This window comes from Marinomonas atlantica (assembly GCF_001639725.1).
Lineage (GTDB): Bacteria > Pseudomonadota > Gammaproteobacteria > Pseudomonadales > Marinomonadaceae > Marinomonas > Marinomonas atlantica.
The window spans coordinates 51,086-71,396 of the sequence record NZ_LTAW01000008.1 but is presented as its reverse complement, the minus strand read 5'-3'; the positions used below and the strand labels follow the sequence as shown (position 1 = coordinate 71,396).

The window sequence follows — 20,311 nt, the reverse complement described above, 5'->3', positions numbered from 1 at the left end:
GGAACTTCATAGGAAGTTCACAAAGATAAGGGTACAATTGCGCGAATTTTACTCCGAATGACAACACAAGATTGCTTTTAAGCGTACCGATTCCCGCTTAATCTTGTTATATCTCATTCCCTGTCGCTAAATACAGAGAAATATTAATGTCTATTGATATCAGTAAGTTACGCAACGTTGCAATCATTGCCCACGTTGACCATGGTAAAACAACGCTGGTAGACCAGCTTCTAAGTCAGTCAGGTACACTGGACCGTAAAGAAATGGGTTCAGAGCGTATTATGGACTCGAATGACCAAGAAAAAGAGCGTGGTATTACCATTCTTGCGAAAAACACTTCAATTAAGTGGAATGACTACCGCATCAACATCGTAGACACACCTGGACACGCCGATTTCGGTGGTGAAGTAGAGCGTGTACTATCGATGGTGGACTCTGTACTACTATTGGTTGACGCTGTAGATGGCCCGATGCCACAAACGCGTTTCGTAACCTCTAAAGCCTTTGAGCGTGGTCTGCGTCCGATCGTTGTAATCAACAAAATCGACCGTCCAGGCGCACGTCCTGATTGGGTAATGGACCAAGTATTTGATTTATTTGACTCTCTTGGCGCGACAGAAGAACAACTTGATTTCCCTGTGATCTACGCTTCAGCAATCAATGGTATCGCGGGTAATGATCCAGAAGCGATGGCAGAGAACATGGAACCGCTGTATCAAATGATCGTAGACAGCGTACCTGCTCCTGATGTTGATCCAGAAGGCATGTTCCAAATGCAGGTGTCTGCGTTGGATTACGATGCGTACGTTGGTGTTATCGGTATCGGCCGTATCACACGTGGCCTATTGTCTCCAAACCAGCAAGTGATTGTTAAATCGGCTGATGGCAAAGAGCGTAAAGGTAAAGTCCTAAACGTTAAGGGCTACCATGGTCTACAGCGAGTTGATACTGAACAAGCGGCTGCCGGTGATATCGTATGTATCACTGGTATCGACGGCCTAAGTATTTCTGACACGCTATGTAACCCTGAATGTGTTGAAGCGTTGCCTGCGTTGACAGTTGACGAACCAACGGTAAGCATGACTTTCATGGTTAACGACTCACCGTTTGCTGGTAAAGAAGGTAAATACATTACGACACGTAATATTAAAGACCGTCTAGACCAAGAGCTTATCCATAACGTGGCTTTGCGTGTGAAACAAGGCGAAACGCCTGATAAATTCATCGTATCAGGCCGTGGTGAGCTTCACCTTTCTGTATTGATCGAAAACATGCGTCGTGAAGGCTTTGAGATGGGTGTTTCTCGTCCTGAAGTAGTACAGAAAGAAGTTGATGGAAAAACTCACGAACCATTCGAATTGGTTGTTATTGACGTTGAAGAGCAGCATCAAGGTTCGATCATGGAAGAGCTTGGTTTGCGTAAAGCTGAACTGACTAACATGGAACCGGATGGTAAAGGCCGTGTTCGTCTTGAATTCATGACGCCTTCTCGCGGTTTGATCGGTTTCCGTGGATTGTTCCTGACGTTGACATCTGGTTCAGGTATCATGACCAGCGTATTTGATCATTACGGTCCAGTGAAAGACGGCGATACTCATGGGCGTCAAAACGGTGTGTTAATCAGTATGCTGACGGGTAAAACTGCAGCTTACGCATTGTTTAACCTACAAAGCCGTGGCCGCATGTTCCTAGGCCATGCCGTAGAAGTATACGAAGGTCAGGTAATTGGTATTCACTCACGTGATAACGACTTGTCTATTAACCCAGTTAAAGGTAAGCAGTTAACAAACGTTCGTGCATCAGGTACAGATGAAGCATTGACGCTTACGCCGCCAATTCGTCATACACTTGAGCAAGCACTTGAGTTTATCGAAGACGATGAGCTGGTAGAAGTAACACCAGAAAGCATCCGTATTCGTAAGAAACTATTGACTGAAAACGAGCGTAAACGCGCTGGCCGTAAGTAATAGAGCAGCAGCAAATAGACCGCAAGGTCTTGAGCGGAATGAAAGCGCCTTAGGGCGCTTTTATTTTGTCCAAATTTTATGTTTGTTACATAGCAGAAGGAGCACAGATGAAAGTCTTGGTACAGCGATCTCTTGAAGCGAAAGTCATTGTTGATGGCGAAACCATTGGTGCCATTGATCATGGGCAGATGGTTTTGGTTGGTATTGAAAAAGGCGATACTGAAGCGGACACACAACGTTTGGCTGATAAGCTTTTAAAGTACCGTATGTTCGGTGATGATGACGGCAAAATGAACTTGAATGTTCAACAGGTAGGCGGCGAGGTGCTGTTAGTTTCGCAATTTACCTTGGCGGCTGAGACTAAAAAAGGGCTGCGTCCAGGCTTTTCTAGTGCTGCGGTGCCGGAAGAAGGCGAGCGTTTGTTTAATGATTTTGTCGCGAAAGTACGTGCGCAATACGATAAGGTAGAAACAGGGCAGTTTGGTGCTGACATGAAAGTGCAGTTTACCAACGATGGTCCTGTTACTTTTATGCTGGATTAAATCAAATAGGCATAAAGCGAAAAAGGCTAACCCAAACAGGTTAGCCTTTTTACATTTGCGAGCTGAGTCAATGATTAGGCTTGGCTGGCCTCGGTTTCATCTTCGTCTTCTTCATCTTCTTGTTTGACGGTTCGGCCAGCGAGTAAGCCGAGCTCAAACAGGAGCCACATAGGAATAGCCAGTAAGGTTTGTGAAAAAATATCTGGAGGGGTAATCAACATGCCCACGACAAAGCAGCCTAAAAATACGTAAGGGCGCTTTTTCGATAGATTTTTTACTGTCGTTACACCGGCCTTAATTAACAAATAGGTAGCGACAGGGATTTCAAACGTCACGCCAAATGCGAAGAACAGCTTTAGCACGAAGTCTAGATAGTTATTAATGTCGGTCATCACGGTCACTTCACCTGGGCCTACGGAGGTGAAGAAGCCAAAGATTAAAGGCAGTACAACGAAATAAGCAAAAGAGATGCCGCAGTAAAATAGCAAAACACTCGATATTAAGAGTGGTATCGCGACGGTTTTTTCTTCTCTATAAAGTGCTGGTGCGATAAATGACCATGCTTGGTAGAGAATGTAAGGTACAGCAACCAATACCGCCAAGGCAAAGGTTAGCTTTAAGGGGGCCATAAAAGGAGAAGCCACTTCTGTTGCAATCAGAGAGCTGCCTTCAGGAAGTAAGGCTCTCAATGGCTCAGAAACAAACAGATACAGCTCATTAGCAAACGAATAAAGACCCGCAAATATCAGTAAGATGATGAATACAGATTTAAGGAGTCGGTTACGCAACTCAACGAGGTGTGTCACCAACGGTGCTTGAGAAGATTCTTCATGACTCATTTGGGGGTTCCCAATGAAAGTTAAGCGCGAGACTGAGTGTCGTCAGGTGCTTTGTTTGCAGTTGGTTGCGTAGCGTCTACCTGTGAGTCTTGAGAAGGAGTCTCAGCTTTAGGCTCTGGGTCTGCCTGAGGCTTAGGAGAGGGCTTTTTGGCCTGCATTTCCTGTTCAAAGTTTGCCGATTCACGCATGATACGTTCATTAGTTTCTTTGATGGAACGCTGCATCTCTTCTTGGTCCAATTGCGAGTTGATCTCTCGCTGCACAGATTGAATGCTACGACGAATTTTTCGAATCCATAAACCGGCTGTTTTCGCCGCCATAGGCAGACGTTCAGGACCCAAAATAATGAGTCCTACGACGGAAACAACCAGTAATTCAGAGAAGCCGATATCGAACACAGATTAGGCGCTCTTATCGTCTTTCTTTTCTTCTTGGATAGCTTTGGCTTGGCCTTCGCCATCCTTTTGCTCTTCGTCTTTATCTACAGCTTCTTTAAAGCCTTTTACTGCGCCACCTAAATCAGAACCAAGGTTTTTCAACTTCTTAGTGCCGAAAATTAGGATAAGAATCGCTAAGACGATCAACAGTTGCCAAATACTAATGCCACCCATTTGTGGTACTCCTACTTTTTACGGTTGGCTTTTTCTTCTAAGCCAGACAAATTAAAACGGCGTGCCAGCTCATCTAATATGTCCTGCGGAGCAAGATCTAAATGAGATAGCATCACAAGCGTGTGAAACCAAAGATCTGCTGTTTCATAGATCACGTCTTTTTTATCACCAGAAATAACCGAATCTTTGGCTGCGATGATAGTTTCGACGCTTTCTTCGCCGATTTTCTCAAGGATCTTATTTAAGCCTTTAGCATGCAGGCTAGCGACATAAGATGAGTCTGCGGCAGCAGATTTACGTTCTTCTAACGTAGTGGCCAATTCAGCCAAAACATCAATATTCATTATAGTCTCTCAAATGTTACGGTTTTAATACTAGCAGGTAAATGCCGCCTAAAAACAGCGCTAAACTCAACATATCTGCTTGCGCAAGGTGCTCTAGAGCAATGTTATCGGTAGTTATCCACGCACCACCTATGGCTAATAGGCCAAGTAATTTAAAGGGCTGATTTCGGCGTGAGCGGCGCATCTCTTTACGTAAACGCTCTAGGGACTCAGTTTGTTCTGCGATTCGAGCTTCTTGATGTGACAAGTGGGTCAGCGTTGAAAAGACAAGGTTTGGAATTTGAGGCAACTGCCCAGCCCATTCTGGTGCTTGTTTCTTCACTTCATCCAGTAGGCGTCTAGGCCCTACTTGTTCGCTCATCCAGCGTTCTAGAAAAGGTTTAGCGGTAACCCATAGATCTAAGTCTGGGTAGAGTTGACGACCAAGACCTTCGATATTCAACAGTGTTTTTTCCAGTAGCACGAGCTGCGGTTGTACTTCCATATTGAAGCGACGTGCCGTTTGGAACAACCCAAGTAATACTTGGCCAAATGAAATCTCTTTCAGGGGCTTGGCAAACATAGGTTCACAGACGCTACGAATAGCGGATTCAAACGCATGCACTGGTGTGCCCTTAGGAACCCAGCCACTTTCTACATGCAACTCTGCGACCATGCGGTAATCGCGTTTAAAGAAAGCCAGTAGATTGCGTGCTAAGTAGTTCTTATCGGCATCGTCGAGGCTACCCATAATGGCACAATCAATTGCGATGTATTTCGGTCGTTCTGGATTAGAAGGATCAACAAAGATGTTACCGGGGTGCATATCAGCATGGAAGAAACTATGAGAGAACACCTGAGTAAAGAAGATCTCTACGCCGCGTTCAGCCAGAACTTTCATATTGACGTTATGTTCGCGTAAGGCAGGAATGTCAGCTACAGGTATACCTGAAATTCGTTCCATTACCATCACGTTACGTCGGCTATAGTCCCAGTAAATATTGGGTACATACAGCAAATCAGAGTCAGTAAAGTTGCGTTGCAACAATCCTGTGTTGGCGGCTTCTTTTGCTAAATCCAGTTCATCAAGAATCGTGTACTCATAATCTTGAACCACTTCGACAGGTCGTAATCGTCGGCCATCTGTACTGGTTTTAGCAACAAAACGAGCCAACATGTACAGTAATTTAATGTCCTGACGAATGGTTTTCTCAATTTTTGGTCGAATGACCTTAGCGACAACGTGCTCACCCGTTTTCAACTTTGCTGTGTGTACTTGAGCGATGGAGGCAGACGCCAATGGGGTTCGATCGAATTCGTCAAAAATATCATCGATCTTAGCATTTAGGTCTTTTTCAATAATGGCGACAGCCAAGTCGCCGGAAAAAGGTGGTACGCGGTCTTGTAACCGAGCCAGTTCGTCGGCAACATCGTCAGGTAGCAAGTCACGCCGAGTGGACAAAATCTGGCCAAATTTAACAAAAATAGGGCCCAATGATTCAAGCGCTAAGCGTAAGCGTTCACCACGATTGCGTTCTGCACCTTTTCGGCCAATGGCGAGTACAATACCTAGGGTGTATTTTAGGTACCAAGGTAGCAACTTGATTGGAATAAAAGTGTCTAGTCGGTACCGTAAAACGGTGAGTACGATACGTAAAAAACGAGTGGCGCTGTTCCACATGATTAAAACTTAAATCCCTTGTGAAGGGCGACAATGCCGCCAGTCATATTTTGATATGTCACACGCTCAAAGCCGACATCCTTCATCATCTCTTTAAGCGTCTCTTGGTCTGGATGCATACGGATTGATTCCGCTAAATAACGGTAGCTTTCAGAGTCATTCGCAATGAGTTTGCCCATAAAAGGCAATAAACGAAATGAGTACTGATCGTAAATTTGACTGACGCACTCGGTTTCAGGTTTAGAGAATTCTAATACCAATAATCGGCCACCAGGCTTCAATACTCGCTGCATAGAAGCTAACGCTTTAGACTTATCCGTGACATTGCGTAGGCCAAAAGCAATCGTAATGCAGTCAAACGTATTATCTGGAAACGGTAACTCTTCAGCATTAGCTTGTACGTACTGAACGTTTCCTACGACGCCTAGATTTGCCAGTTTGTCACGGCCAACTTTTAGCATGGAATCGTTAATGTCCGCTAATACGACTTGACCTGATTGGCCCACTAAGCGAGAAAATTTTGCGGTTAAGTCGCCTGTACCTCCGGCAATATCAAGGACTTTTTGGCCCGCACGAACACCTGATTGACTAATGGTATGACGTTTCCATAAACGATGAATACCTCCAGACATCAGGTCGTTCATGATGTCGTACTTGGCAGCTACGGAGTGAAATACTTCCGCTACGGCGTCTACTTTTTTGTCTGTAGGGATTTCTTTAAAACCGAAATGGGTGGTGTTCTCTTTGTCTTGCATAAAATCTCGTTCCTAATACGACCTTTAGGGAGGCGAATAATAAAAATCTTGAGTGCCTCTATTGTAACCGTGTCTGATGACTTGTTGCACGATAAAGCAGATTAATTGTCGTGAATTACTCTATTACGACCTTGTTCTTTTGCTTTATAGAGGTTTTTGTCAGCTCGGCTAAACAGCTCATCATGAGACTCTTTGCCATTAAATTGTGCGATGCCAATTGAGATACTGACCGAGACCGGGTCGCCATTCATATTAAATGGCGTTGATTCTACCGCCTCACGTACTTTTTCACAGTATTCTCGGGCTTTATCAATCGCCGTCATTGGAAAGACAATAATAAACTCTTCACCACCATAGCGGAAAATAAGTGACTCTTTGCTTAGGGCATTTTGCATTTGGCGAGGGATGATGCGCAGTACTTTGTCACCGGCTAAATGCCCCCATGTGTCATTGATGCGTTTAAAGTGATCCACATCGCACACAGCAATACAAAGCGGCTGTTTGATTTGAGTGGCTGATGTAAGTAATGGAAAAATAGCTTCTTGGTAGGCAGCGCGATTAGGCAACCCTGTTAAGGCATCAGAAAGTGCTTGGGCAATTTTTTGCTGCATATTGGAACGGAGCTGAGTCGCATCTTGCTCCATGCGATTGACTTTGTTTTTTAATAATGAGATTGATTGGGCGGCATGTTTCTCTTGGTTTTGCATTTTGTCTTGAAATTGAGTCATGGCTTCAGTAATCGTGTGCATGCGTTCATCAATTAAAGATTTTAAGTCGTTCAAATCTGTGGCATTACGAACATCTGTTTGAGTACTGTCGACATGTTGCTGAAAAGTTTCGCCAAGATCTTTTCGAGTTGAACTCATCGAACGCTGGGCTTTGTAGTTCGCAATAATAGATGCATTAATGCTAGCCAGTTGCTCGTTTAACTGACTTAAGTAGAGTGTTAAGTCTTCTTGAGTTTTGCCTACAGCCACCATGATAAGGTTAATAACTTCATCCAACAGAGCTGGCAAATGGTTAATGTCTTTATTGCCAGTTAGAGCATTCTTAATATCAACCAATTGATCGCGGTATATGTCTGGCAGAGTGATGTTAGCAAGTAGAGCAGCCAAAGTGTGACTCACATGAGACATGATCTCAGAATCGTTTTTTGAAATTGGGCTTTGGTCGCCTTTGCGTCTAAAAAATCGGCCCAATAAGGAGCCATTCTTAGTCTCAGTGGTGGGCTGTGTAAGTGTATTAGTAACAAGCTTAACGGTTTTGGCAAGCAACTCAGGCCAACTTGATACCGATTGCCAATGTTTGCGGATATCTGCTTCAAGCTGTTTCTTAGCCTGTGGCAGCATTTGTGTATTAGGAAGCTCATCGACCGAGTCTATCAAATCAAGTAGCTGGCCACGAAAGGCTTGAGCTCTTGCTAGACGTTGTTCGTCAAAGCTCAATACGAGAGGCTCTAGTGTTTGAAGTGTCTGCTGTAAAACTTCCGGGCTTTGTGACTTGCTCAGGTTTGTACGGATGTTTTGTAACGTTGCATCCAACTCAGGGTCTGTACCCTCGGCCAGCATACTGGTACGAGAGACAGCTTTTAATAAGCTTTCAATGACTTTGTCCTGAGTTGGATCCATAGGTATGCCTTAATACATTATTAGTTACTCAACTGGCGCTCTTGATCTATCAAGTAGTTCACCACAGAGTAAATATTATTATTGCCACCAGCCGTAGCAGCCGTGACTAAGTATTTACCATTCACGATTAGGCCCGGAACACCGCGCGCACCGTAGGCTCTAATTTTAGCATCTGCTTGTGACAAACGGCTATTTACTGCGAAAGAATTGTATTGTTTTCGAAACTCATCTTCTGAAATACCATAGTTTGTAAAAAACTGTGCTAGTTGGTCTTCAGAACTCATTCGTTTGCCATCTTGATGAATAGCATTAAACATATCAGAATGTAGCTTTTCTTCCACACCTAGGATGTCGGCTACATGAAATGCTTTCGCATGAGCCAGCCAATTACGGCCAAACACAGCCGGCATATATTTAAAGTCCACATCTTCAGCAAGGTCTTTTTTCCACGTTTGAGTCAACGGCTCAAGTTGATAACAGTGTGGACAGCCGTACCAAAAAATCTCAACAACTTCGACCTTGCTTGGATCAGCGGTACGAACAGGGGTTTTAATGGTGGTATAGCCATTGCCATCGCTGTAATCCTGCGCCCAAGCGCTGAAAGGGATTAGCAAGGCAACGATCAATGCCGTAAAAAGCTTTTTCATGTAATGCTCCTAGAATAGTTGGCTCAATGACATCCAAATGGAGTGGATCTTGTTAGGATGCTTAAACTTACAGAAAGTTCGTATATTCCAGCAAGTTTATATCGTCTAGATAATGAAAATCCTCCATAAAGGAGGATTTTACATCAAGAAAAAGCAAATATTAGATCTTAGTACAAGCCTTGGATATAGCTTGAAACCGCTTGAATTTCGCGTTCATTCATCTTAAACGCGATATTTTGCATGATTTTAGCAGCGTCGTTATTACGATCACCAAACTGGAACATCTTCAGTTGAGATGCTGTGTAACTAGCATGTTGGCCACCTAGTTGTGGAAAGCCGGCTGAGTTCAAGCCTTTACCTGCAGGACCATGGCAGGCCATACACGCAGGGACCCCTGTCGCTGGGTTACCGTCACGATAAATATTTTTGCCAGCCTCAACTAACGCTGGGTCCGCTTGGCCGACAACAACGTTTTGGCTGGCAAAGTAAGCCGAGATGTCGGCAAGGTTTTGCTCTGACATACCGTCTAATAGTCCGGTCATTTGCGCAACAGGGCGTGCACCAGACTTGATGTCTGTCATTTGTTTAAGCAGGTAAGACTCATTTTGGCCTGCAAGTTTAGGGAACGTCGGTGCAAGGCTGTTACCATCTGCACCATGACATGCACCACATACTGCTGTTAGCGCTTTGCCTGCTTCAGGATTTCCTTCAGCGATGGCAACGGAGGTTGCTCCGACTGTTACTAACAAACTGATAAGAACTTTTTTCATTCGCTGCCTCTGGTGTGCGTTGAACCGAAGATAATCAACATCTTTTTCTGGCATCAAGATGCTTCGTTTTCTGTTATGCTTACCAGTATGAATTAGGGCACAGCCACATTAAGCCAGTAAGCAGGATGGCTTGCATTATATACAACTGTGCAAAAACTTATAACGCGATACAATTTCCCTTTGACTGATATCAATCTATGACGCCTTTCGACTCGATCTTTCAATCCGCTCACTTCATTAAAAGTGCAGAAAAACTTTCACAGTGTCCTTTAGACCAAGGCCTTGAAGTGGCTTTTGCAGGACGCTCAAACGCTGGTAAATCCACCTCTTTGAATACGCTCGCCAATCAGCGCAAGTTGGCACGTACTTCTAAGACACCAGGTCGGACTCAGCTTATCAACTGTTTTGGCCTAAATGTGGAAGATCGACGTCTTGTCGATTTACCAGGTTATGGCTTTGCCAAAGTGCCGATTGCCATGAAAGAAAACTGGCAAGCACACATGCAAGACTACCTCATGAACCGTCGCTCCCTTGTGGGTGTGGTATTGGTGATGGATATTCGTCACCCAATGAAAGAGTTTGATGAGATGATGCTGGAATGGGCGGCCAACAACAATGTTAAAGTACATGCGTTGCTGACCAAGTCCGACAAACTAAAACGTGGACCGGCTCAAGCGACCATGTTAAAAATCATGAAGGAGATGAAAGCGCGTGGCGTTGAAGCTTCCGCGCAAACATTCTCTGGTTTGAATAATGATGGTGTGGATCAATTGCGTGAGAAATTGGCGCAGTGGCTACAGCTTGAAAACACCACTGAGATTCCGGTTAACTTGTAGTGTCTAGCGAGTAAACCTAAAAAGGGCTTCATAATGAAGCCCTTTTTAGTATTGTTTGTGCCACAGAACTTACTGTGGCTGCATGTAATGCTTTAAGAACGTATCAAAATCAACGTCGTCACTGGCTTCAATGTGCGCTTGCTGCGTAATGGAATCTTCTGCCCATTGCTTAAACTTCTGCTCAAGCTCTGGTGACATACTTTGTCCCAGCCATGCTGCCTGCTGAGCTTTACCGATCGAGAGCATCGCAGCTTGATAGCTGCCAAATTGTTCACACAGTTGAAGAACGTGCGCTGAAGGTAGAGTCTCTAAATGCGTCAGTTTGTTTTGCTGGACTTCTAAACTTTCAACATAGGCTTTATTGCCAGTGCGTTCCGCTAGAAATTGAGCGATTTCTTGCATGTGAGCTAACAGCTCTGATGCTTTATCGCGCAGCGCGACAGGGCCAAAGCCAAAATCAAACTGACTATCAAGCTCTCGTCCGTGGGTGGCGATTTCCTGCTGGGTTTTACGTAGTTGTTGGCACTCATCTGCATCAAGAGGTGTGTCTCCGTGCAACATACAGCACATCAAGAACGTATCTAAAAAATAGAGCGTTTCAGGTTGCATACCAATTGGTGAGGTTGGATCTAGATCCATAATACGAATTTCAATGTATTCCACGCCACGCTTTTGTAATGCAGCACTTGGATGTTCACCGGATTGCGTTACACGTTTTGGTCGAATATCACTGTAATACTCATTTTCGATCTGCAGAATATTATGGCTTAGCTGTTTGTAGTCGCCGTCTACTTTAACGCCAATCTGCTCATAAGCAGGGTAAGGCGTACGTAATGCACCTTTGATGGTATTAATGTAGGTATCGACTTCGTTATAACAAACAAACAAGCCGTCTTGCGCTTTGTTTTGGTAGCCAATATCACTCATACGAAGGGACGTTGCGCTCTGGCCGCCCCACGTTCGCTCATCCAATGGCGCAAGTTTTGATGGCTTTTGTTCTAGGAAGCTGGCATCAATCGCCGGCGAGGCGCCGAATAGTAAAGACAACATCCAAGATTTACGGCGAAAGTTGCGAATCAGAGCGAAATACTGCTGTGACTTAAATGCTTGTAACGCATCAGGAGTATCGATATTGGCACCACGAAGGTCGGCCAAAAAATGCCAAAACTCATCACTAAATGAGAAGTTATAATGCATGCCCGCAATGCACTGCATAATGCGGCCATAACGGTTTGATAACCCTTCACGGTAAATACGCTTTAATTGACCTGAGTTAGACTCGCCAAAATACGCAATAGGAACTTCTTCATTACTTGATAGAGCACATGGCATGCTACCTGGCCATAGACATTCATCCATGCTATCCAATACACGGTTTGTATACAGGTGAATATCATTCAGCTCATCGATGACGCCTTCAACCGAGTCATGGACTCCTGTAATAAACTCCATCAGAGCTTCAGAGTAGTCTGTGGTGATTGAAGGGTGTGTCAATGCAGACCCTAATGCACTTGGGTGAGCCGCTTGAGAGATTTTGCCATCGGTACGAGAAACACGTAGCGCTTCGCGTTCTACGCCACGATGGAAGGTAATAGCGGATACATCGCCAGTTTGATTCATGCACTGATCAAGTTTTGTCAGAGCGTCATGTATATTGCGCAACAAGGAGAGTCATCCTAAATCAGGAAAAGGGTTAATTGGATTGTACTAGGCAATTTAGAAGGACAGCAAGAAAAGCACAATACAGATGCGCAAAGATTACAGAATTTCTTATATATGGCATGATAGTGATGCATATAATGAGGAACTAAAACGCTAATGCGCCATCCATTTATAAAATTATTTGTGATTGGCTTTGCCATCGCTGTATTACTTGCGTTTAATTACCGCCAGTTTGCCTCAGAAAATGACGCAATGGTCGCTGAATGCAATGTAAAAACGGGTCAATGTGACAGTATTTCTGGTCTCTCGCTCGGCTTTTCTGGGCCAATTAAAGCGAATGTTCCTTTGCCGCTGACGTTAACGCTACCTGAGGGCTCGAAACAACCCGTCTCTAAGTTAAAGGCGACGTTGACAGGGCAAGACATGTACATGGGTATTACCGAAGCAATATTGCTGCAACAAGGTAATCGCTATGTCGGCGAGATACGTATTCCGGTTTGCACCACAGAAACCATGGATTGGCGTTTGGCTATTTCCGTTGCAGATGGTTCAGATGTTGAACCGCTTATTTACCATTTTTCTATGACTCAACCCTAGGGTAACCCAATGAAGTTAAAACCGATTTATATTTTTGCCATGTTAGTCGTGTTGGCTATTACAGGCACTCTGCTAGCGATGCAGAAAAACGCAGCAACCGATACTCAAAAAACTGGCAAAATAGGTGGAGACTTTACTTTAACCGGTGCTGAAGGACCTGTTTCATTAAGTGATTTTGACGGTAAGTTAAAGCTGTTGTTCTTCGGTTACACACACTGCCCCGATGTTTGTCCGTTAACCATGGCGAATGTAAAAGTAGGGTTGAAACAAGTACCGGAAGCCATGCGCAATCAAGTACAAACTGTCTTTGTGAGTGTCGACCCAGAGCGTGATACACCTGATCATCTAAATGAATACGTTCACTTCTTTGATCCAAACTTCGTTGGTTTAACGGGTACAAAAGAAGAAATTGATAAAGTGGTTCGCCAATACGGCGCTTTTTATCGCATCGAAAAAGGCGACGAAAAGAACTACACAGTCAGCCACAGCGCACGCGTATACTTGATTGGTAAAGACAACCAGATCAAGCAATATTTGTATCATGACTCTACATCAGAAGAGATCGCAGCAGCGATTCAAAAGCAGTTGGCTGACTAGCGCGAAATAGGTTCAGAACAAAAATGGCGCCGAGGGCGCCATTTTTTTGCTAGAGTGAGTCGCATCTTTAAAGACGCATTTCAATGCCCGCTGCTTGCATGGTTTCTTTGGCTTCTTGGATCGAGTGTTCACCAAAGTGGAAAATACTCGCTGCCAATACCGCGTCCGCTTTGCCTTCAATAACGCCATCTACCAAGTGCTGTAGGTTGCCGACACCACCGGATGCGATCACAGGAACATGAACGGCTTCACTGATGGCGCGCGTCACGCCAAGGTCAAAACCGTTTTTAGTACCGTCACGGTCCATACTGGTCAATAAAATTTCGCCAGCACCTAGGTCGACCATTTTTTTCGCCCATTCTACGGCATCTAATCCAGTAGGCTTACGACCACCGTGGGTAAAGATTTCCCATTTATCGGCTTCGCCTTCAGCGCTGACTTTTTTCGCATCAATAGCAACCACGATGCACTGAGAGCCGAAACGTTCAGCCGCTTCGCGCACAAAATCAGGGTTGAAAACCGCCGCGGTGTTAATGCCGACTTTATCCGCACCAGCGTTTAGCATACGACGAATATCATCACAGGTACGAATGCCACCGCCAACGGTTAAAGGGATAAATACCTCTGCTGCAATGGCTTCGACCATATGTACTGTGGTTTCGCGGTCATCAGAGCTGGCTGTGATGTCCAAAAAAGTGATTTCGTCAGCACCTTGCTCGTTGTAGCGTTTTGCAACTTCAACTGGGTCGCCAGCATCGCGAATGTCAACAAACTGAACACCTTTTACAACGCGGCCATTGTCCACGTCTAGGCACGGAATAATACGTTTAGCTAATCCCATTTTAGTTTCCTATCTGGTGGACTAAGGCTTGCCATCCCAATGGATGAAATTTTTGTACAGTTGCAAACCGTCTTTATGGCTCTTTTCAGGGTGGAATTGCACCGCAAATACATTATCGCGTGCTAAGGCTACGCAAAAGTCGTGGCCGTAGTGGCATGTTCCCGCTACTTCGTCCTTATTACCTGCTACAACATAGTAGCTGTGAACAAAATAGAAACGCGCACCGTCTTCGATACCTTCCCAAAGAGGGTGATCCATTGTGTGTTTTACTTGGTTCCAGCCCATGTGAGGGACTTTTAGCTTGGTACCATCGACATCTTTGTGTTCATTACCAAAGAATAGGGCGTTACCATCAAAATGGTTTAAGCAGTCCACACCACCGTTTTCTTCACTGTGGGCCATCAAAGATTGAATGCCAACACAGATCGCTAAAAACGGCTTTTCAGCCATGGCTTTTTGAATCGCTGGCACCAATCCCTGCTTTTTCATTTCAGCAATACAGTCGCGGATTGCGCCTACGCCAGGGAGTAGTACGCGATCGGCTGCATCAATCACAGCAGGATCACTAGTGACAATAATTTGGGTATTGTCATCTGCCGCGTGCTCGAGTGCTTTGGCAACTGAGTGAAGGTTACCCATGCCATAATCAATGACGGCAACCGTCGCTTTGTTTTCTGTACTCATGTTTAGGTCGATCCTATTACAAGCAGCCTTTAGTCGATGGCATTTGACCAGCCATACGCTCATCTACTTCTAATGCCATACGAAGTGCACGGCCAAAAGCTTTGAAAATCGTTTCTGCTTGGTGGTGTGTGTTTTTCCCGCGCAGGTTATCTAAGTGTAAAGTTACCTTTGCATGATTGATAAAACCGTGGAAAAACTCTGAAAATAAGTCCACATCAAAACCGCCCACAGAACCGCGTGTGAAAGGTACATGCATTTCTAATCCTGGACGTCCTGAGAAGTCGATAACAACACGTGAAAGTGCTTCATCAAGAGGTACGTAAGCATGGCCGTAACGGCGAATACCTTTCTTATCACCTACCGCTTGGTCAAACGCTTGACCAAGCGTGATTCCTAAGTCTTCAACCGTATGATGTGCATCGATGTGAAGGTCGCCAACCGCATGAATATCAAGGTCTATCAAGCCATGACGAGCGACTTGATCAAGCATATGGTCAAGGAAAGGGACGCCAGTTTCACAGTTAAATTTGCCTGTACCATCTAGGTTAACAGTCACTTTAATTTGCGTTTCGAGCGTATTGCGTTCGACGGTTGCAATCCGGTTAGACATGTAAGGAGCTCTCCGCTTTAGAAATCAGGTATTTAACCCAGTAAATGATATTTGAACGCCATTATAAAACGTGCAGAGCTTTGCATCTATGCTTTTCACGCCTATTAGGTGGATCGAAAAAGACAATTATGATGCTATGATTTAATAAGCTATTAAAAACGCATGTAACCGAGGTGGGAAACGATATGGTTTGGGTCAAACGTTTAGGGTTATTACTGGTTGCTTTGATTGCTCTAATCATTGCAGCTGTTATCTATGTTGTCGTGTTTGTTGATCCCAACCAATTTAAAGGGGAGTTGCAAGAGCTAGCAAAAGAAAAAGCCAATGTGACATTAAGAATGGACGGTGATATTGATTGGTCGATATACCCCCGCATCGGTCTAAGTTTGGAAAATTTTGGTATTGCTTTGGCGAACGATCCAGAGCTTGTAAGCTTTTCAAAAGCCGAGTTTGGTGTACAGTTGATGCCATTGTTTCAACAGCGCATCGAAGTGGACTCAGTTCGATTAGAGAACTTAACGGCCAACTTAAAAGTCGATAAAGACGGCAATCCAAATTGGCAAGTTGAAACAGCTGGCGATGCAACATCAGCAACGCAAAACGATAACAAGTCGAGTAATGAAAGCTTCACTATCCCAGATATTACTTTAGATGAACTGGCGCTGGTTAATGCGCATGTTATTTATGAAGATCAACGAACTGGCATGCGTTCAGATGTGGTCTCGAATGTTACGTTTACCAATGTTCGTTTAGACGAAGCATGGCCCATGCAAATGGATGCCGTTGTGACGCAGTCCAACTTAGATGGCAGCAATGCCATAACCGCTAACGTGGACTTTGCTGCCAACTTTACGTTGTTTGCAGAGCGTCAAAGCGTGTCATTTGCCAACGTTGAATTGAATGCTCGTGTTGCAGGTGACAATCTTCCTGCATCGCCTTTAGATGCTACGCTGAATGTTGTTCAGTTGGATTTTGATTTGCCTCAGGAAAACGCTTCGCTTGAAGGTCTTAAAATCAATACGTTAGGTATGGACATTACTGGACAGGTCAATGCTTACCAAGTATTGAGCGCACCAGAATTTGATGCCGTGCTAGACATGGCCGAGTTTTCTCCGAAAAGTGTGCTGAGCCAGTTGAATATTGAGTTGCCAGAAATGGCCGATGATAACGTACTGGAGAAAGCCAGCATGAGTATTACCGCTCAAGGCTCAATGGACAGCATAAAAGCACAACCGATCTCAATTAACGTTGATGATACGACAATCGAAGCGAATGCTTTGTTAAACCTTTCCCCATTAAATTGGGACATTGCGATTGCCGGTGCTAATCTTGACCTAGACCGCTATTTACCTCCCGTTAAAGATGCTGAAACCGCTAGTGAGGACAGTACTGAAGTGCCTGCAGGCCAAGGCACTACTACATCAGAGCAAGAGCTCATCCCAGTAGACTTGGTACGCTCTTTAAATGGTCATGTCGGCATTGCCTTTGATAACATTAAAGTAAAGAATCTACAGCTGGACAAAATTGAACTGGATACGACGCAAACCAATGGAAAAGTAAATATCTCGCCAGCTCAAGTGCATTTATATGATGGTGTCGCGCAACTAAAAGCACAGCTTGATGTAACCGGTAAGACACCGGAAATGGCAGTGACCCCGAGTATTGAAAGTGTTGAAATCTTGCCATTATTAAAAGATTTCATGGCGCTTGAGAAAGTTCGTGGTGCAACCAACTTGACGGGTGATCTGAGTACACATGGTAATCGTATTGAGGAGTTGATTTCGAATCTAAACGGTGACTTATTAGTCAATATTACCGACGGTGCTCTGCTTGGTACCAATTATACTAAAATGGTATGTAAGGGCATTGCCTTAGCTCGTACTGAAACGCTAGACGAAAGTGCTTTCAAAGAAGACACTCCGTTTGAAACCATGCGCATCCCTGCCAAAATTGTAAACGGTGAAGTATCAACACCGGGCTTACGTATGCAATCCTTGACGCTTGGCGTCACCGGTAATGGTGTTATTTCATTACCAAGTAATAGTTTGGACTATGAAACCCGAGTTGCACTGGTTGGCAGTGGACTTGATGAAAGTTGTGCGGTCAATAAAGACGTTGCCAATATTGAGTTTCCGATTGTCTGTAAGGGGGATTTCATGGATGATGCAGCCAGCCTATGTCGTCCAGATGTGAAAGGTTTTATTTCAGCCATCGCTGGTAAAGAAATTGCCGAAGCAAAAGCAGCGGCCAAAGTGAAATTGGACGCTGAAAAAGCGCGAGCTAAGGAAAAGTTAGACGCTGAAAAAGCGCGTTTAGACGAGAAAAAGGACGAAGCAAAACAAGAGCTTGAAGATAAACTGAAAAGCAAACTTAAAGATTTATTCTAATTGCGGTAATGAATGATTCCGAAACATAACTTTGCGCCCCGTGTACTGGCTTGGTTTGACCAGCACGGGCGCAAGCACTTACCTTGGCAACACAACAAAACCCCTTATCGTGTATGGATTTCTGAAATCATGTTGCAGCAGACGCAAGTGACCACAGTGATCCCTTACTACGAACGTTTCATGACCTCTTTTCCCGATGTGTTCGCACTAGCAAGCGCGCCGCAAGATGATGTCTTAGCGCACTGGAGTGGGTTGGGATACTACGCTCGTGCGCGCAACATGCACAAAGCGGCTCAACAGTTGGTAGAGCATTGGGAAGGGGAATTTCCAATGACTCAAGAGGGCGTGTGTGAACTACCAGGCATAGGCCGCTCTACAGCCGCAGCCATTTTATCCATTTCTCGCAACGAACCGTTAGCCATACTTGATGGTAACGTGAAGCGTGTCTTAGCACGTTTTCATGCCGTACCGACATGGCCTGGAGAGCGCAAAACCGAAGTAGCGATGTGGGAGCTTGCAGAAGCTTATGCCCCCAAGGATCGCTGCGGTGACTATACCCAAGCGATGATGGATCTGGGAGCGACCTTATGTACCCGTTCAAAGCCACGCTGTAGTGAATGCCCTTTACAAGCGGATTGTGATGCACTTGCCTCGGGTTCACCGACGGATTTTCCTAAATCAAAGCCTAAAAAAGCCGCTAAACCAATACGCAGCACGCAAATGTTGGTGCTACGCCAAGCCGATCAAGTGTTGTTAGAAAAGCGTCCCGCGTCGGGCATCTGGGGCGGTTTGTGGAGCCTGCCGGAAGTAGATTTGGACGATGATGTGGCTCAAGCAGCGGAACAGCGTTTGCCAGTTGTCGTGCTTGATGTCACAAGCCTGTCACCTTTTCGTCATACCTTTAGTCACTATCATTTAGACATTATCCCGTCGGAGCTGACAGTGGCATCGTCCGCTGAGATACAAGAAGGTGGTAAATACCAATGGTTTGCAATCAATGACGCGCTGTCGCTTGGATTGCCAACCCCGGTTAGGACCCTGTTGGACTCACATCAAGATATGCGCCAGCTAATATAGCGTCATCATCCGAGAGGTAGAACACGTTTTAATAGGGGCAAAGTGCTTATGTTTTTCTCGATTTTTTGGAAGTTCCTACTCTTGGGGTGTACTAGCTTTGGTGGCCCAGCAGCACATATAGGCTATTTTCGTAAAGAGTTTGTTGAACGCTTAGGCTGGGCAACGGAAGAAGAGTACGGTCAATGGGTGGCATTGAGCCAAATCATGCCAGGGCCTGGATCGAGTCAAGTTGGTTTTTCTGTTGGTTATCATCGTGGTGGATTACTGGGCGCTATCGCCGCATTTTTGGGTTTTACGCTTCCGTCTGTTGTGCTTATAACTGCGTTTGCAGCTTTGGGGATGCAGTTTGCGAACAGCGCTGTTTTTCTTGGGGTATTGGGCGCACTAAAGCTGATGGCCGTCGTGGTGGTGATCGATGCGATTTGGGGTATGGCCAGCACCTTTTGCAAAACGAATAGCACCCGTCTGGTCGCCTTGCTTGGCGCTGTTTTTATTCTATTGTGGCCTTTTGCTTTAAGCAGCTTACTGCTTGTGCTTTTAGCAGGCATCATAGGAGCGTACTGGTTTACGGACAGCAAGCCAATCCAGATCAAAACACATATTTCTTCGCGCGTTGCTTATATAGCCCTAGCGATATTTTGCGGGCTGTTTGTTCTGACCAGTTTTATTCACGGGACAGGTTGGTTGGCATTGTTTGCTGAGCTGTTTCAAGCTGGCAGTTTGGTATTCGGTGGTGGTCATGTTGTATTACCCCTTATGTCGGAACAATTGGCTGGCTTTATTTCTACTGAGCATTTACTGACAGGGTATGCCGCTGCGCAGGCAGTACCAGGGCCTATGTTTACTCTGGCCACTTATTTAGGTGCCGTAATAGCCCCAGAGGGTGCCATGATTGCTTGGGCACTGTTGGCGACCGTGGGGGTCTTTTTACCCGGTTTAATGCTGATGCTGGTTGGCCAAAAGTGTTGGCAATACGTGTCGCATAAACCGCAAGTGCAGGGCGCAGTAATCGCCATCAATGCGGCCGTAGTCGGATTGTTGTTAGCCACGTTGATATTTCCAATCATTCCAAGCAGTGTGTCAAACGTTTGGCAGGTAATGGTTGTTCTATTGGCTTTGCTGTGGCTAAGAGCGCGTAAACCTGCAATTTGGCAATTGGTTAGTGCGTTTGTTGTGGGTGGCATGGTCAGTGCTTTATTCTAGGTGACTTGAAACTGACGAAGTTAGCGCCATTATTACTGGTAGACAGTTTGGCAC

21 protein-coding genes are annotated in these 20,311 nt (G+C 45.1%); 8 read left to right on the top strand and 13 right to left on the bottom strand.

The features are described from left to right. Positions 1-146 precede the first annotated feature (146 nt). Both typA and dtd read left to right on the top strand, forming a co-directional pair. Complete coding sequence (gene typA / locus AYW75_RS14785) at positions 147-1,967, top strand: translational GTPase TypA (protein ID WP_067100961.1); 1,821 nt, start codon at positions 147-149, stop codon at positions 1,965-1,967. A gap of 107 nt (positions 1,968-2,074) precedes the next feature. Continuing rightward, entirely contained in the window at positions 2,075-2,509 is a 435-nt protein-coding gene (dtd, locus tag AYW75_RS14780; RefSeq protein ID WP_067100959.1) for a D-aminoacyl-tRNA deacylase, read from the top strand. Positions 2,510-2,583: 74 nt separating this feature from the next. Here the strand turns inward: dtd and tatC are convergent, their stop codons facing one another. The 9 genes from tatC to AYW75_RS14735 form a co-directional block, all read right to left on the bottom strand. Next, a complete protein-coding gene (tatC, locus tag AYW75_RS14775; protein ID WP_067100956.1) occupies positions 2,584-3,348 on the bottom strand; it encodes a twin-arginine translocase subunit TatC in 765 nt (254 codons plus the stop codon). A 20-nt stretch (positions 3,349-3,368) separates the two neighbouring features. Next, positions 3,369-3,746: a Sec-independent protein translocase protein TatB gene (gene tatB / locus AYW75_RS14770; protein ID WP_067100953.1), complete on the bottom strand. Its 378-nt coding sequence runs from the start codon at positions 3,744-3,746 to the stop codon at positions 3,369-3,371. A gap of 3 nt (positions 3,747-3,749) precedes the next feature. Then, the gene (gene tatA, locus AYW75_RS14765; RefSeq protein WP_067038486.1) at positions 3,750-3,959 is read right to left on the bottom strand and encodes a Sec-independent protein translocase subunit TatA; all 210 of its coding nucleotides are present in this window, start codon (positions 3,957-3,959) and stop codon (positions 3,750-3,752) included. An 11-nt stretch (positions 3,960-3,970) separates the two neighbouring features. Next, entirely contained in the window at positions 3,971-4,303 is a 333-nt protein-coding gene (locus tag AYW75_RS14760; RefSeq protein ID WP_067038487.1) for a phosphoribosyl-ATP diphosphatase, read from the bottom strand. A gap of 16 nt (positions 4,304-4,319) precedes the next feature. Next, the gene (gene ubiB, locus AYW75_RS14755) at positions 4,320-5,963 is read right to left on the bottom strand and encodes a ubiquinone biosynthesis regulatory protein kinase UbiB (RefSeq protein ID WP_067100949.1); all 1,644 of its coding nucleotides are present in this window, start codon (positions 5,961-5,963) and stop codon (positions 4,320-4,322) included. 2 nt (positions 5,964-5,965) lie between these two features. Further along, a complete protein-coding gene (gene ubiE / locus AYW75_RS14750; RefSeq protein WP_067100946.1) occupies positions 5,966-6,718 on the bottom strand; it encodes a bifunctional demethylmenaquinone methyltransferase/2-methoxy-6-polyprenyl-1,4-benzoquinol methylase UbiE in 753 nt (250 codons plus the stop codon). Between the two features lie 101 nt (positions 6,719-6,819). Further along, entirely contained in the window at positions 6,820-8,346 is a 1,527-nt protein-coding gene (locus tag AYW75_RS14745; RefSeq protein ID WP_067100943.1) for a GGDEF domain-containing protein, read from the bottom strand. Positions 8,347-8,366: 20 nt separating this feature from the next. After that, on the bottom strand, positions 8,367-8,993 hold the full coding sequence (locus AYW75_RS14740; RefSeq protein ID WP_067100940.1) for a thiol:disulfide interchange protein DsbA/DsbL: 627 nt from the start codon (positions 8,991-8,993) through the stop codon (positions 8,367-8,369). Between the two features lie 167 nt (positions 8,994-9,160). Next, positions 9,161-9,763, bottom strand: coding sequence for a c-type cytochrome (locus tag AYW75_RS14735; protein ID WP_067101134.1), 603 nt, complete (start codon positions 9,761-9,763; stop codon positions 9,161-9,163). Positions 9,764-9,960: 197 nt separating this feature from the next. Between AYW75_RS14735 and yihA the strand changes: the two genes are divergently transcribed. Next, positions 9,961-10,599 carry a ribosome biogenesis GTP-binding protein YihA/YsxC gene (gene yihA / locus AYW75_RS14730; protein ID WP_067100937.1) on the top strand — a complete coding sequence of 213 codons (639 nt, stop codon included), beginning with the start codon at positions 9,961-9,963 and terminating at the stop codon, positions 10,597-10,599. A gap of 69 nt (positions 10,600-10,668) precedes the next feature. On the opposite strand, the gene gshA is transcribed toward yihA, so the two are convergent. Continuing rightward, a complete protein-coding gene (gene gshA, locus AYW75_RS14725) occupies positions 10,669-12,219 on the bottom strand; it encodes a glutamate--cysteine ligase (RefSeq protein ID WP_067101131.1) in 1,551 nt (516 codons plus the stop codon). Positions 12,220-12,417: 198 nt separating this feature from the next. Between gshA and AYW75_RS14720 the strand changes: the two genes are divergently transcribed. Both AYW75_RS14720 and AYW75_RS14715 read left to right on the top strand, forming a co-directional pair. Next, positions 12,418-12,858, top strand: a complete 441-nt coding sequence (locus tag AYW75_RS14720; RefSeq protein WP_067100935.1) for a hypothetical protein — start codon at positions 12,418-12,420, stop codon at positions 12,856-12,858. 9 nt (positions 12,859-12,867) lie between these two features. Beyond that, positions 12,868-13,455, top strand: coding sequence for an SCO family protein (locus AYW75_RS14715; RefSeq protein ID WP_067100932.1), 588 nt, complete (start codon positions 12,868-12,870; stop codon positions 13,453-13,455). Positions 13,456-13,522: 67 nt separating this feature from the next. Here the strand turns inward: AYW75_RS14715 and hisF are convergent, their stop codons facing one another. The 3 genes from hisF to hisB are packed head-to-tail and all read right to left on the bottom strand — an operon-like array spanning position 13,523 to position 15,590. Then, positions 13,523-14,296 carry an imidazole glycerol phosphate synthase subunit HisF gene (gene hisF, locus AYW75_RS14710; protein ID WP_067100929.1) on the bottom strand — a complete coding sequence of 258 codons (774 nt, stop codon included), beginning with the start codon at positions 14,294-14,296 and terminating at the stop codon, positions 13,523-13,525. Positions 14,297-14,317: 21 nt separating this feature from the next. Next, positions 14,318-14,980, bottom strand: a complete 663-nt coding sequence (gene hisH, locus AYW75_RS14705; protein WP_067100926.1) for an imidazole glycerol phosphate synthase subunit HisH — start codon at positions 14,978-14,980, stop codon at positions 14,318-14,320. Positions 14,981-14,996: 16 nt separating this feature from the next. Then, positions 14,997-15,590, bottom strand: coding sequence for an imidazoleglycerol-phosphate dehydratase HisB (gene hisB, locus AYW75_RS14700; protein ID WP_067038498.1), 594 nt, complete (start codon positions 15,588-15,590; stop codon positions 14,997-14,999). 185 nt (positions 15,591-15,775) lie between these two features. On the opposite strand from hisB, the gene AYW75_RS14695 reads away from it, so the two are divergent. Genes AYW75_RS14695 through chrA form a run of 3 tightly spaced genes read left to right on the top strand, consistent with a single transcriptional unit; the run spans position 15,776 to position 20,257 of the window. Further along, the gene (locus tag AYW75_RS14695) at positions 15,776-17,977 is read left to right on the top strand and encodes an AsmA family protein (RefSeq protein ID WP_067100924.1); all 2,202 of its coding nucleotides are present in this window, start codon (positions 15,776-15,778) and stop codon (positions 17,975-17,977) included. 12 nt (positions 17,978-17,989) lie between these two features. After that, a complete protein-coding gene (mutY, locus tag AYW75_RS14690) occupies positions 17,990-19,054 on the top strand; it encodes an A/G-specific adenine glycosylase (RefSeq protein ID WP_067100921.1) in 1,065 nt (354 codons plus the stop codon). A gap of 48 nt (positions 19,055-19,102) precedes the next feature. Next, positions 19,103-20,257, top strand: a complete 1,155-nt coding sequence (gene chrA / locus AYW75_RS14685; protein ID WP_067100918.1) for a chromate efflux transporter — start codon at positions 19,103-19,105, stop codon at positions 20,255-20,257. Positions 20,258-20,311 lie beyond the last annotated feature (54 nt).